7 protein-coding genes are annotated in these 13,815 nt (G+C 41.9%); all 7 read left to right on the top strand.

Features of this window, described 5'->3' with window-relative positions:
- Positions 1-30 precede the first annotated feature (30 nt).
- Positions 31-3,444 carry a SusC/RagA family TonB-linked outer membrane protein gene (locus B4N43_RS06840; RefSeq protein ID WP_145328565.1) on the top strand — a complete coding sequence of 1,138 codons (3,414 nt, stop codon included), beginning with the start codon at positions 31-33 and terminating at the stop codon, positions 3,442-3,444.
- Between the two features lie 10 nt (positions 3,445-3,454).
- Entirely contained in the window at positions 3,455-5,479 is a 2,025-nt protein-coding gene (locus B4N43_RS06835) for a RagB/SusD family nutrient uptake outer membrane protein (RefSeq protein WP_286733712.1), read from the top strand.
- 18 nt (positions 5,480-5,497) lie between these two features.
- Positions 5,498-7,117, top strand: a complete 1,620-nt coding sequence (locus B4N43_RS06830; protein WP_286733710.1) for a DUF5123 domain-containing protein — start codon at positions 5,498-5,500, stop codon at positions 7,115-7,117.
- 38 nt (positions 7,118-7,155) lie between these two features.
- Positions 7,156-8,634 carry a pectate lyase family protein gene (locus B4N43_RS06825; protein WP_088163508.1) on the top strand — a complete coding sequence of 493 codons (1,479 nt, stop codon included), beginning with the start codon at positions 7,156-7,158 and terminating at the stop codon, positions 8,632-8,634.
- Between the two features lie 166 nt (positions 8,635-8,800).
- Entirely contained in the window at positions 8,801-10,339 is a 1,539-nt protein-coding gene (locus B4N43_RS06820; protein ID WP_244294509.1) for a glycoside hydrolase family 28 protein, read from the top strand.
- A 78-nt stretch (positions 10,340-10,417) separates the two neighbouring features.
- On the top strand, positions 10,418-11,326 hold the full coding sequence (locus tag B4N43_RS06815) for an alpha/beta hydrolase (RefSeq protein WP_286733708.1): 909 nt from the start codon (positions 10,418-10,420) through the stop codon (positions 11,324-11,326).
- Between the two features lie 14 nt (positions 11,327-11,340).
- Positions 11,341-13,803 (top strand): glycoside hydrolase family 95 protein, encoded by a 2,463-nt coding sequence (locus tag B4N43_RS06810; RefSeq protein ID WP_286733707.1) that lies wholly within the window; start codon positions 11,341-11,343, stop codon positions 13,801-13,803.
- The last annotated feature ends 12 nt before the right edge of the window (positions 13,804-13,815 follow it).

Here is a 13,815-nt window from a genome sequence, read left to right as displayed (position 1 = left end):
ATATAGCCAAGCAATTATAAATCAAATCTTATGAGAAATAACAAATTGAAACCATTTGACGGAATAAAGTTTTCTTTGTTTCGTTCTACGCAGCTGCGTAAAAATTTGTTGCATTCAGATGGTGTTAGGGATGTACCTTATTACAATTGGCGGAGCCGGGTGAATATTGGCTTCTTGCTGGTGTTCATTTCAACTACCATTCAGGCAAACGATAGTTATGCGACCATGACAGTGCTTTTGGATAGCCCCCGTAAGCAGGTTCGATGGATATCTCAAAGGTCTATTGCTATCGTAGGCAAGGTGTTGGATGAAAAAGGAGTTCCGATAACAGGGGTAACTGTGCGAATAAAATCAAGCAGTATGGTGACATCAACTGATCAGTCGGGAAGTTATGCATTTAAGGATGTTCCCGAAAATGCTGTTCTTGTATTTGTTTTTGTTGGAAAAAAAAGCCAAGAAGTTCAGGTCAATGGACGTATGAAAATAGATGTTGTTCTTGCAGATAATACGTTAATAATGGATGAAGTTGTAGCCATCGGCTATGGTACTACAAAACGGAAAGATCTGACAGGTTCAGTAGCCTCTATTAACGCCGAACAATTGAAAGATCTACCCACAGTATCTGTCCTTCAAGCCATATCCGGTCGTTTACCGGGGGTCAATGTCACCATAACGGAAGGTTCGCCTGATGCCCAGATAAAAGTCCGTGTCCGTGGTGGAAGTTCCATTACCCAGGACAATTCGCCCTTATATATTGTCGATGGATTTCGTGTAGCCAATATCAACGATATTCCGATGGCAGATATTGAAAATATAGATGTACTGAAAGATGCGGCCTCAACTGCAATATACGGTTCTGAAGGAGCCAATGGGGTTATCTTGATTACGACTAAATCTGGGAAAGGCGGAAATCCAAAAATTACTTTCAACTCCTATCTGGCTGCAAGTAAAGTGTACAACCTTACTGAGGTACTGTCGCCCTATGAGTATGTATACTGGCAGCGTGAGCTCGATCCTTCTATGGCTGCGAATAACAGTTTTAATTCCATGTATGGACTCTGGGAAGATGTGGATATCTATAAGTCCAAAGATGGACTTAATTGGCAGGATAAATTATATGGTAATACGGGGCTGCAGCAAAACTATAGCTTGGGAATGACGGGAGGTGACAAAGATGGAAGTCTGACCTATAACTTAAACTATACACACGACAATGAGGATTATATTATGTTAAACTCGGCTTACCAGCGGGATTATGTGAGCGCAAAGCTCAATAAAAAGATTAGTCCTAAGCTTTCCTTTGAGTTTAACTCGCGGATGTCAAACACAAAAATCACGGGTCCCAGTATCTCTGACGGGCGCAAGTTGCGGGAAGCTGTAAAATATGCGCCCGTTCGCAGTCTTGCATCGCTGACCGAAGGAGCCCTTGGTGGAGCGGAAGATATTACTTCAGCTGAAGCGCTGAGCTCACTCAACGACCCCGTTGTAAATGTTGTGAATGAGTATAAAGATCAAAATCGCTTTAATTTAATTTTTAATGCCGGGCTGAATTGGAAAATCGCCAGAGGATTGAGTTTCAATGCCAAAGGTTCTTATGGTTTCAATAAAAATTTTACGGATAATATCTGGATAAATGGTACGGGGCAGTCCAGCGCTAACGGTGGTCAGCCCGTAGCGCGGCGAGAAGATCAAAAAGGGGCGCTGTGGTCATTCCAAAATGTGCTGACTTACGATTTCAAACTGCAAGAAAATAAACATCGTTTTACAATCGTTGGGGGGCAGGAGATGACAAATAGCGAGCAAAACGATATGCTGTTGGAGTCTAAATTTTATCCCAAAGATTTCTCAACCGATGACGTGTTAGCGATGTGGAATTATGGTATTCCATCGCCTACCTACACCACCATTCGCGAACCATCACGGACGACCTCCTTCTTCTCGAGGGTTAACTATACTTTTAGCGATCGCTATATTCTGACATTGACGGGTAGGGCAGATGGTAAAAATGTATTTGCACCCGGCAATCAATGGGGATTTTTTCCAGGTGCGGCTTTTGCCTGGAGATTTTCGGATGAGTCTTTCATGTCAGGTACCAAAGCTTGGCTTTCTGACGCCAAATTGCGCTTGAGCCACGGCTCTGTCGGTAACGCGCGCGTGGGATCTTATTGGCGGCAGGACTATGATTTTATTAATGCGGCAAATCAATTGTATTATATTGGAGAAACCCCACAGAGTGCGTTACGTACGAAGACCACGCTGAAGAATGAAAATCTAACATGGGAAAGCACAGTGTCCAGTAATATAGGTTTGGATCTTTCCTTGTTTAAAAACCGGTTGAACCTTACTGTTGATGCTTATAATAATATTACAAATGATTTAATCCTTCAGGTACCGTTGCCGTCGAGCTCGGGGTATGCCAACCAGTATCAGAATATAGGTAGTACTTCCAATAGGGGAATTGAGTTTTCGGCATCTGCAGTATTGGTGGAAAAAAAAGATTTTCGTTTATCAGCAGACTTTAACATTGCTTTTAATCGCAATAAGATTCGTAAGCTGATTGATGGTCTGAATGAAATGACAACGCCAGCCTCTCCATGGCTGGATTTTGGACGCGATGATTTTAGGGCCATTGTTGGACAGCCACTGGGATTGATGTATGGTTTTAAACAAGATGGTTTCTATTCTTTTGATGATTTTACTTTTGATGGTACGCAAAATAGATGGCTATTAAATGAAGGAGTGGTGGATGCTTCGAAAGTAATGTCCAGAGGGGGGAATTATTTTGGCCCAGGTCATATTAAACTTGAGAAGTTGGGCGGAGAAGGTCAGGTAATTACATTGGAGGATGACAGAGCGGTGATTGGCCAAGCACAACCAAAACACACAGGTGGTTTGATGTTGAATGTGCAGTACAAAAGCTTTGATCTGGCGGGTATGTTTAACTGGTCTTACGGCAACGACATATATAATGCAGATAAAATAGATTTCATGGCTTATGAAGGTTCTAAACGGTATCAGAATATCAGTAATGATATGAGGCTTTCACAACGTTTTACCACGATAAACCCTGCCACTGGTGCCAATATCATGTTTGGAAATGATGCCAATCCCGAGCTTTTCCGTGCACTCAATGAAGGAAAGACGATGTGGAATCCTATGGCAGCAAATGGTCGTATTTTAACCGATTGGGCCATCGAAGACGGCTCCTTTCTCAGACTGAGCAATGTGACACTAGGCTACACCTTGCCGACACATATTGCTAAGCGGCTTCTTATGCAGAATTTACGCATTTATGTCGCTGGCTATAACCTGCATGTCTGGACAAAATATAGTGGACAGGATCCAGAGGTTGACACACAACGTAATCCATTGACTCCCGGGGTAGGATACTCTGCCTATCCGAAAGCGAGAAAGGTGTTGTTTGGATTAAATGTTACATTTTAAACACAAGAACATGAAAAATATAATCATCATTGCTGTTGTCATACTGGCCTGTATGAGTTCATGCAAAAAATATCTTGAAACCAGTTCTCCTTCTTCCCTAAGTGGAGAGACTGTATTTAAGACAAGTTCTATGACTAAAGCTGCGGTTATGGGACTGTATGGGAAAATGACCGATACCTATATCTATGGGCAGAAATTATCGGTCAACTGGCAAGGAGTATCGGATACGGAATCCAATGGTTCATTTAGCGAAACCGGATATATCTCTCAGACAGACGATTTTGGCGCCGGAAATTATTTCGGACACGCCAACAATTCTACGACAAGGTGGCAACGTTTGTTCGAGTTTGCAGAAATGGCAACCGCAGTCGTCGATGGTATCCGCAATTCACCGATTCTCGCGAGTGAAGCAAATAGCATGAAACCTCTTCTGGGAGAAGCGCTCACACTTAAATCGCTCGCATTTTTTGAGCTTGCGCGGTATTGGGGTGATATTCCGTATAAAAAAGAAGCTTCCAAGTCCGACCTGTCTAATGTGTACTTGCCAAAATCCGATAAGGATACGGTGTATCATTATTTGGTAAAGGACTTGGAAGAAGCACAGTCCTATCTTCCATACAAAGGCGGAAATAGTGAGTATGGTACAGTAGAACGTGTAACCAAAGGTTTCGCAAAAGGTCTGTTGGCACGTGTCGCATTATTTGCTGGCGGCTGGTCTCTCAGAGACAGTAAAGCATTTCCTAATTCAACTGCTGAGAAGCATCCGACAATACCTTCCAACAATGGCTATTATGTAGGTCGCCCTCAAAACTGGAAAGAATATTACCGTATCGCAGCAGAACAGGCCGCAGAATTGATCGGATCAGCAGATAACCCGCATCGTTTGGATCCAGATTTTGAGAATATATGGTCTTCCGTATGTGGTAATCGTCCAAATGCTTCAAATGAAAATTTGTTTGAAGTAGCATTTGGCATGGGTAACAATGGAGATATTGGCTCCTTGATGGGCTATGCTGTGGATGGAAATTCAAAGTATGGCTCCCGTGGATTCGGTGGTAGTTATGTAACCTCAACCGCATATTATTTTTATTCCTTCGACAGAGAAGATAAAAGGCGTGACGTGACGCTTAGCTGGATTGGCTATGGAGCTGACAATAAAGAGAAGGTGAGTAATAATCCGAATGATGTAAAATTTGGTAAATGGAGGATTTACTGGATGTCTAATTCCTATCTTGCTATGCACAAGACCGCGACAGGGCGTATCGCTACTGGAGTCAATTGGATACTAATGCGATACTCCGATATTTATCTCATGTATGCCGAAGCTCAAAGTCAGATTGAAAATCCTGATGCAGTACATGAAATGGCCAAAATATCACCGAGACAGGCTTTGGAAAAAGTTCGTGAAAGAGCATTTGGCGTCGGGTCTTCCAAAATACATGCGTATGATGCTAACTTTTTAGATGCAGTAATTAATGAACGTGCTTGGGAGTTTGGCGGTGAGTCTGTCCGTAAACAAGATCTGATTCGTTGGGGATTGCTTTATAAAAAAATTGAGGATATGAAAATGGCGCTATGTATTATGTACGATCATAGCAAACCAGTGAAAATATTTGATAAAACCTATCAGCCAGCACAATTTCCTTCGACAGTTTATTTCCGTTATAAAGATAACGAATATATTGATAAGGCTTCCTTAAATTATTACGGTGATTTGCCTGCGGCTCCAGGTGGGGACTACATTTCTGTCAGATGGTTTCCTCAAGATGCTGCCAAGCCAGAAAAAGTAGAATCCGGAAAAGTATACAATTATACAATTTGGCCGATCAGAACATTATTGGCTGGAACAGGATTGATGGCTACGTACAATTATTCGGAATTTTTATCCACGTTGACCTATGGCGCGGAAATTCAAGCGCAGCTTAACCAGTATAAAATGGGCAATGGCGTCTGTAATTATCGGTACGTTTATCCGATATATATCGACGATATTCGGGAAGCAAGGGGCTACCTGAGTAATACCTACGGTTATTAATATCAAGCAAATAGTTTTATGAAAAAGATACTTTTAAATAGCATAATGTTGCTGGCTCTGGTTTTAAACCTGCTTAGTTGTAAGAAAGCTAACGATTGGGAGGTGGATGCTTCACATCAGCGGCTTTTTAAATCACTAAAGTTTACTACTGGTGTAGTCGGTGCAACTTCAGTGGAAATTAACTATACAAAAACAGTAGCTGCGCAGAAATATATTTTTGAATTTAGTAAGGATAGTTTGCAGTTTGCCGAAATTGTTAAGACAGTGGAAATATTAGCTGATACGTTGACTCCCTTCGCACCCTCCACCATTCCTGCAAGGGTTGAATATCGGACTTTATTTGATAATCTGGATGGCCTTACGGAGTATTCTGTCAGGATGAAAGGAGTAAATACAGAAACAGGTGAAGAATCAAATTATTCGCAATTATATTTTAAGACAGCTGCAGAGCAGTTATTTAGTAAACTGAATATTGGTGTGGATCATATTGAGCTCTATTGGCCTGTAACAGATCGTGTAACTCATGTTAGTGTTTTTGAACCAGTAAAGAATACTGAACTGCAGAAGATAACTTTGTCCCCTACTAATAAAGCCGATGGTCATCTCAAGATTGAAGGTTTACGGCCAGGAACAAGCTATCGTGTCGCAATTTTTAACGAGGAAAACGAGCGAGGAGCAAAGACAGTTAAAACCTTAGGTATAGCTGGAGGAGAGATGATAACAGTAAACCCTGGAGACGATATCCCTACGCTGATAAGCTCAGCTGTTGCCCAAGGAAAAACCAATATCGTGCTGGTATTTACAGGTGGTAAGACTTACGATTTGGCCAATTTACTGATACCTGCAGGAATCAGTAACCTAAATCTGACCGGCACCTCAGATGCCGGCGGCAATTATCCTAAGTTAAATCTTTTGGGTCTGCAATTGACCGATCTTGTCTTGGGTGAGGTCGTGTTTGAAAATCTCGAAATTTATGCAAACGGTAGCTCTTTTTTGATCTCTCAGGATAAAAATGGTGCAAGTGTAGCTGCCTACACTTTTAAAAATTGTTATATAGAAAGACTAGGTAGTGGGGTGGTACGCCTTAACAATGCTGTGACCGTGAAAGGGATAAACTTTGATCATTGTAGAGTCGATAAAATCGGAGGATATGGTGTGGTAAATATCGGTGGTAGCACCGCAAGTGTGGATTCGATCTCAATAACCAACAGTACCTTCACCGATCTGACAACGCAGTTGATGGACGTTCGCGTCGCTGTCGGAAAGATAGTTGTTGGCAATTGTACTTTTTATAATCAAAATACAGCAATGACTCAATTGCTCCGCTTTGATACCGCTCGATTGCCTTTTTCCTTTGTTGGAAGCAACAATATTATTGCCGGAACGAACAGTGGTGGGCGTATAAACGCAACGAGCTACGATCATGCTGGTTTTGCGCTTAACGTATCGTTTGCTGGGAGCTATCGTACAAATGAATTGCAGATAGAGCGTACTTCCCGGGATTTTTCGGAGATCACTATTTTCAGCGGAACCGCGGAAGACTTATTTGTAAATCCGATGAATAAAGACTTTCGTATTAAAGCTGGTAATGGATTTGGTGGACGTGGTACTGCTGGAGATCCACGTTGGTTTGAATAGATTGAAATATGCATAATGTTAAATCAGGAAAGGTAAGTATGAACAAATTGATATGGTGCGGAATGTTGTGTTTGATATTTTATAACACACGAGTTTCTGCTCAGCATATTGCAGCTTTTCCGGGAGCTGAAGGCGGCGGAATGTTTACAAAAGGAGGTCGGGCTGGTACAGTCTATTATGTGAATACATTGCGTGATGACGACCAGGGTGATGCACAACTAAAAGAAGGCTCGTTACGCTGGTGCCTACGACAAGATGGGGCAAAAACAATTTTGTTTAAAGTAGGGGGGACAATATGGCTCCAACAACGATTGTCAATAAACAAGGGTGATTTGACGATAGCTGGGCAATCTGCTCCTGGTGAAGGAATTACGTTAGCGGGAAATCCTGTTTCAGTAGATGCGGATAATATAGTTATCCGATTTCTGCGTTTCCGTATGGGGGATCTGCAGCTCGCTGGCCGCGATGCTGACGGAGCGGATGCTCTTGGAGGACGCCAAAGGCAGCATATCATCATCGACCATTGCTCCATTAGCTGGAGTACGGATGAATGTGCTTCATTCTATGACAATAAAAATTTCACGATGCAATGGTGCATTATTTCTGAGAGTCTGCGTCTTTCTGGACATTCCAAAGGTCCACATGGTTATGGTGCTATTTGGGGGGGAGTTCATGCAACCTTTCACCACAACCTCCTTGCTCATCATGATAGTAGAAGCCCTCGATTGGGCCCAGGAGCCCTTTACGCAGGAAGCGATACGACAGATATTCGTAATAATGTAATTTACAATTGGAATGGCAATGGAGTATATGGCGGTGAAGCCATGTATGTTAACATCGTTAATAACTTGTATAAACCTGGGCCTGCTACGAATAGTAACATTAAGGATAGAATTATAGCCATTAATGCCAAAACAGAAGAGCACCCTTTTCCAAAGATCAAAGATGTATGGGGTAAATATTTTGTGAGCGGTAATTTACTGACCCACAATTCCAGCATTTCCGCAGATAATTGGCAGGGTGTGCGGATCGTCGGCGAACAGATTCAGTCGGGAATCAGATTAGATAAGGAGATACCTCTACAAGGAACGATCCATACCCACGACGCACAAACAGCTTACGAAAAAGTACTGACATATGCAGGTAACTCCTATGTACGTGATGCTGTCGATCAGCGCATCATTAACGAAACACGTAGTGGGAGTGCTACTTTTCAAGGAAAGAGCCCTCACAATGGCGAAGGGGGAAAATGGAAAAGCCTACAGTATCCCCGTAAAGGTTTGATCGATTCACAGCAGGATATTAATCCAGATCCTGTGGGTAATCGATATGGGGCCTGGCCATCGTTGGAGGCTGGCACAGCCATTCAAGATCGTGACCGGGATGGAATACCAGATGGCTGGCTTAAAAAGAATTACCCCGAAAAACAAGCAACCGATCTAACCGAATCAGGCTATACATACCTAGAGGTGTATCTCAATAAATTGGTAGCTTCCATAACAGAGGGGCAGATCTGATATTTTATAGATTTTGTATAACAGATGAGTAAAACTAAAATAGATGTTTAAAAAAAATAAGAAAAAAGGGCTAAAGCTGGCATGCTTTTGTTTAGCAATCGGAGTATGCCAGCATATTAGCGCTCAGTCGGTAGATAGTCCATATCATTGGAATAATCTTCCTGAGGTGGAACGACCTCAATTTCGAAATGATACGATTAGTATCGAGAGGTTTGGAGCGAAGGGAGACGGCTATACCTTAAACACAAGTAGTATAAATGAGGCTATTCGTTCTAGTAGCAAAAGCGGTGGCGGTGTTGTCTTGGTGCCGGCCGGCTATTGGCTTTCAGGGCCAATAATATTACAGAGCAATGTGAACCTTCATTTGGAAGAAAACGCTTTTTTGCAGTTTACAGATGACTTCAACCAGTACAAAATTGTAGCAGGAAATTATGAAGGAAAAGTTTCGGCACGAAACGAATCACCCATCAGCGGTACAGAACTTGAGAATATTGCTATAACAGGCAAAGGTATTATTGATGGCAATGGAGATGCTTGGAGGATGGTTGGTAAAGGAGCATTGACAGAAAGCGAATGGAAAACTAAAGTTGCGTCCGGTGGTTTAATCAGTGCAGACGGCAAAACATGGTACCCCAGTGTCAAATCGAAGCTTGCGCATGAAGAAAGACGTTCTTTCTTGTTAGCTGAGGGCAAAAAATTGACTGACTTCGAGGATATCAAAGATTATTTAAGGCCTAACTTGTTAGTTTTGACCAAATGTAAGAACGTATTACTTGAAGGTGTGACCTTCCAAAATTCACCTGCCTGGAATTTACATCCCCTTATGACGCAGCATCTGACCATAAGAGATGTGAAAATCACAAACCCGGATTATGCCCAGAATGGAGACGGTATCGACATCGAATCATGTTCGAATGTGCTAATAGAGCATTGCGTCCTGGATGTGGGTGACGATGCGATTTGTATTAAATCAGGTAAAGATGAAGAAGGACGCAAACGTGGGATTGCGACCGAACGCGTTATTATTCGCCATAATAAAGTCTATAAAGGACACGGTGGCTTTGTGGTGGGTAGTGAGATGTCCGGTGGCGCACGAGATATTTTTGTAGAAGACTGCACTTTTATGGGGACTGACAAAGGCTTGCGTTTTAAGACCACACGTGGTCGAGGCGGGATAGTGGAAAATATCCACATCCGCAATATCAATATGAATAATATTGTGCAGGAGGCTATATATTTTGATATGTACTATTGGACGAAGCCTCCACAGGCCAACGAAGTTCAAGAGGTCCCGCCTGTAAGTATTGAAACCCCACGATTCCGTAATATATCAATCGATGCAATTACATGTAGGGGGGCTCAAGTTGGCATCTTTGTTCGGGGATTGCCAGAGATGCCCGTGCAGCAGGTTAGCATGACTAATCTAAACATTGTTGCCAACAAAGTGATTGAGCTTAAAGATGCAATGGGTATTGTTGTGAAAAATGCATTCTTGCACTCGAAAGATGCTAAGATACCAACTATTTATATTGAAAATGCTTCTAACTTACGGTTTGAAGGTTTGAGATTTGACAAGAACATCTCTCCAGAATTAGAAGTAAATGGACTCAACTCAACGAATATTGTATTTAATAATTCGAACATAGATAAAAAGAAATTAAGTTTTAAACATGGCGCAAAAACTAATGCTGTCAAAATTAATTAGTCTATGAGATTGTGTAGAGATTTGAAGTACTGGATGTACAGACCTAACATTAATTTTTTGACTTAAATCTCCGTGTAAATGAAAAAGTTATTGACAATTCTCTTATCTTTTGCATATCTACTGACCCAGGGTCAAGAATCAATTCTGTTATACGATACAACAATGCCAAATAGTAAAGGGTTGAAGCTTTTAGATAGTATTGCTAACGAACGCGTGTATCAAGTTGCTGAGCCTCGGATTATTCCTTTTTTTGTTTCAAAACAAGAAAATTCAGGAACTGCAGTATTGATTATTCCTGGAGGAGGTTACGCCCGTTTGGCTTATGTGATCAGTGGCACACAGTTGGCCAAATGGTTTAATACAATTGGTATCAATGCGTTTGTGTTGCTTCATCGCTTGCCAAACTCGCCTGATGTGATCGATCGCTCGCTGGCTCCCTTGCAGGATGCACAGCGGGCAATCCGTGTTATTCGGTCTAAGACGGCTGAATGGCATATAGATCCCGGTCGTATTGGTGTGATGGGCTGTTCGGCCGGAGGACATCTTGCTGCTTCCTTATCGAGCATAGAACGGCCGATCAAAGTTCTGGGTGATGCGATAGATCAATTAAGCAGTAAACCCAATTTCAGCGTTTTGGTGTCACCCGTAATTACAATGAAGGGTGATCATGCCCATCAGGGAAGCGTGGATAATCTATTGGGTAAGGTCGCTGATGATTCTCAAAAAGAGCTGTTTAGTTTGCAGGCTCAGGTGACAGAGCGTACGCCGCCCACATTTTTGGTGCATGCTCAAAACGATAAGACTGTTTCTGTACAAAATAGCCTTTTATATTATCAAGCTTTACTAGAACATAAGATTACAGCCTCTTTGCATATTTTTCCACAGGGAGGACATGCCATCGCACTGGTCAACAATCCAGGGTCGACAGCAACTTGGCCAAGCATATTGGCAGCTTGGCTTCATGAAATTAAAATGATTAAACCATAAATCTATATCTTGATATGAATATCAAATATCTTATATTTTCTAGTGTTCTATTGCTGTTTTGGAAGTTTAGTTCATCGCAAGAATTGAAGTTACACTATGATAAAGCGGCTAGTAACTGGAACGAAGCATTGCCTTTGGGGAATGGGCGTATCGGTGCCATGGTATACGGCGGAGTTTCCCAAGAAGAGATTCAATTGAATGAAGAAACGATCTGGGCCGGACGCCCTGGAAACAATGTGCCTGAAGGCAAATACACGGATATTGTAAAGATTCGTCAGTTTTTAGTTGAGGGCAGGAATAAAGAAGCGCAGGAACTGTCGAATCTCGCTTTTCCAAGAGCTGCACCAGCAGGATTGGACTATGGCATGCCTTACCAAACTTTCGGTAGTCTATTGCTTGGATTTCCGACTCACCGTCACCCTGTTCAATATCGACGGGAGTTGGATTTAAATAAAGCGATAAGTACTGTTTCTTATCAAGTCGATGGCGTCCATTATCGAAGGGAAATGTTTACGTCACTGGTCGACAGTTTGCTGTTGATCCGCATCACTGCTGATAAAGCGAAAAGTATTTCGATGGATCTAAACTGGAAAAGTCCACATCAAAATATTGGCCTAGGCGTAAATAATGGTGCGTTGTTTCTGCGGGGAAAAGGAGGTACGGTGGATTCTAAAGAAGGGCAGGTGACTTTCTACGGATTTGTTTATCCACAGGTTAAAGGTGGTCAAATTAATCATCATGGTGAGCAGATTACAATCAAAGATGCAGACGAAGTACTCCTTTATGTATCCATTGGAACAAACTTCAAAAATTACAAGGATCTCTCCATCGATCCTGAACAAAAGGCCATACGAATTTTTGAAAAATCAAAAGGAATTTCTTACGCGAAAGCATTGGAGCAGCATGTGAGAAAATACCAGCAGTTCTTCAGTCGGGTGAAATTGGACCTTGGTAACAATGCGCAGGCAAAAAAAACAACGGATGTGCGGATTCGGGAATTTGCGACAAATTTTGATCCACAGTTAGTTGCTCTTTATTTTCAATTTGGTCGTTATTTGTTGATTTCTTCTTCACAACCTGGAGGCCAGCCTGCCAATTTACAGGGGATTTGGAATGCCAAACTTTCTCCTCCTTGGGATAGTAAGTATACGATAAACATCAATACTGAAATGAACTATTGGCCGGCCGAGGTAGGGAATTTAAGTGAAATGCACGAACCATTGTTTAGTATGTTAAATGATCTTGCTGTTACAGGTCAAGAGAGTGCACAGAAAATGTACCATGCCAGAGGGTGGAATGCTCATCATAACACTGATTTATGGCGCATTACGGGGGTTGTAGATGGCGGTTTTTACGGTATGTGGCCAATGGGCGGAGCTTGGTTGAGCCAACACATTTGGCAACATTATCTGTATAAAGGAGACATGCAATTTTTGAAGGATTATTATCATGTATTGAAAGGAGCGGCTTTATTTTACCTGGATGTTTTGACGAAGGATCCATCTGGGAAATGGCTGGTCGTAAGTCCTTCCATCAGTCCTGAAAATAGCTATGAAGCAGGTAGTGTTGGGGTTTCAGCAGGCACGACAATGGATAATCAACTTGTGTTTGATGTCTTTAATAATTTTATCCGTGCATCCTACATTGTGGATGCTGATGTCGTATTGCGGGATTCTGTCAAACAAAGTCTGGCACAGTTGCCACCAATGCAAGTTGGTCAACATGGTCAGCTTCAGGAGTGGCTTAAAGATTTGGATAGAAAAAATGATCGTCACCGTCATATATCGCATCTATACGGATTGTTTCCATCTGGTCAGATTTCACCTTTTCGCAACCCTGAACTTGCTCAGGCAGCAAAAAACTCATTGATCTACCGCGGAGATAAGTCGACTGGTTGGTCTATGGGCTGGAAAGTAAATTGGTGGGCACGTTTGCTGGACGGTAATCAATCATATAAATTGATCAAAGATCAATTGAGCCCAGCCCCAGAGGAACGGAAAGGACAACATGGTGGTACCTATCCTAATTTACTGGACGCCCATCCACCTTTTCAGATTGATGGTAATTTTGGCTGTACATCTGGAATCGCAGAGATGTTGGTGCAATCCTATGATGGGAGCATATTTTTATTACCTGCTTGGCCAGATGAGCTACCGAATGGCGAAGTGAACGGTTTAGTCACTAGAGGTGGATTTATTATAGATATGAGCTGGAAAAATCGAAAGTTAACGAAATTAAAGGTCAACTCGACCTTAGGAGGCAATTGCCGTATTCGTATTAACTCTGGGAGTAAACTCTATTTAGAAAGGAAGCGGTTGAAAAAAGCGAATGGAAAAAATACGAACTCCTTTTTTGACCTAGATGAAATCAAAAAACCATTGGTAATAACACAAAATAGTTCATTTGAAATTCCCGAAACAGTGCTTTATGATCTTTCTACCACGAAAGGTAAAGTTTATGAAATTGTTGTGAAATAAAACTTAAAATTC

Origin of the sequence: Sphingobacterium sp. UBA1897 (assembly GCF_002337775.1) — a bacterium.
GTDB lineage: Bacteria > Bacteroidota > Bacteroidia > Sphingobacteriales > Sphingobacteriaceae > Sphingobacterium > Sphingobacterium siyangense.
The sequence above is the reverse complement of the archived record's forward strand: the minus strand, read 5'-3'. Positions and strand labels throughout refer to the sequence as shown.

Excerpts from the sequence above, each read along its gene's own strand:
- B4N43_RS06840 (WP_145328565.1), top strand. The coding sequence starts at position 31 with ATGAGAAATAACAAATTGAAACCATTTGACGGAATAAAGTTTTCTTTG.
- B4N43_RS06835 (WP_286733712.1), top strand. The coding sequence starts at position 3,455 with ATGAAAAATATAATCATCATTGCTGTTGTCATACTGGCCTGTATGAGT.
- B4N43_RS06830 (WP_286733710.1), top strand. The coding sequence starts at position 5,498 with ATGAAAAAGATACTTTTAAATAGCATAATGTTGCTGGCTCTGGTTTTA.
- B4N43_RS06825 (WP_088163508.1), top strand. The coding sequence starts at position 7,156 with ATGAACAAATTGATATGGTGCGGAATGTTGTGTTTGATATTTTATAAC.
- B4N43_RS06815 (WP_286733708.1), top strand. The coding sequence starts at position 10,418 with ATGAAAAAGTTATTGACAATTCTCTTATCTTTTGCATATCTACTGACC.
- B4N43_RS06810 (WP_286733707.1), top strand. The coding sequence starts at position 11,341 with ATGAATATCAAATATCTTATATTTTCTAGTGTTCTATTGCTGTTTTGG.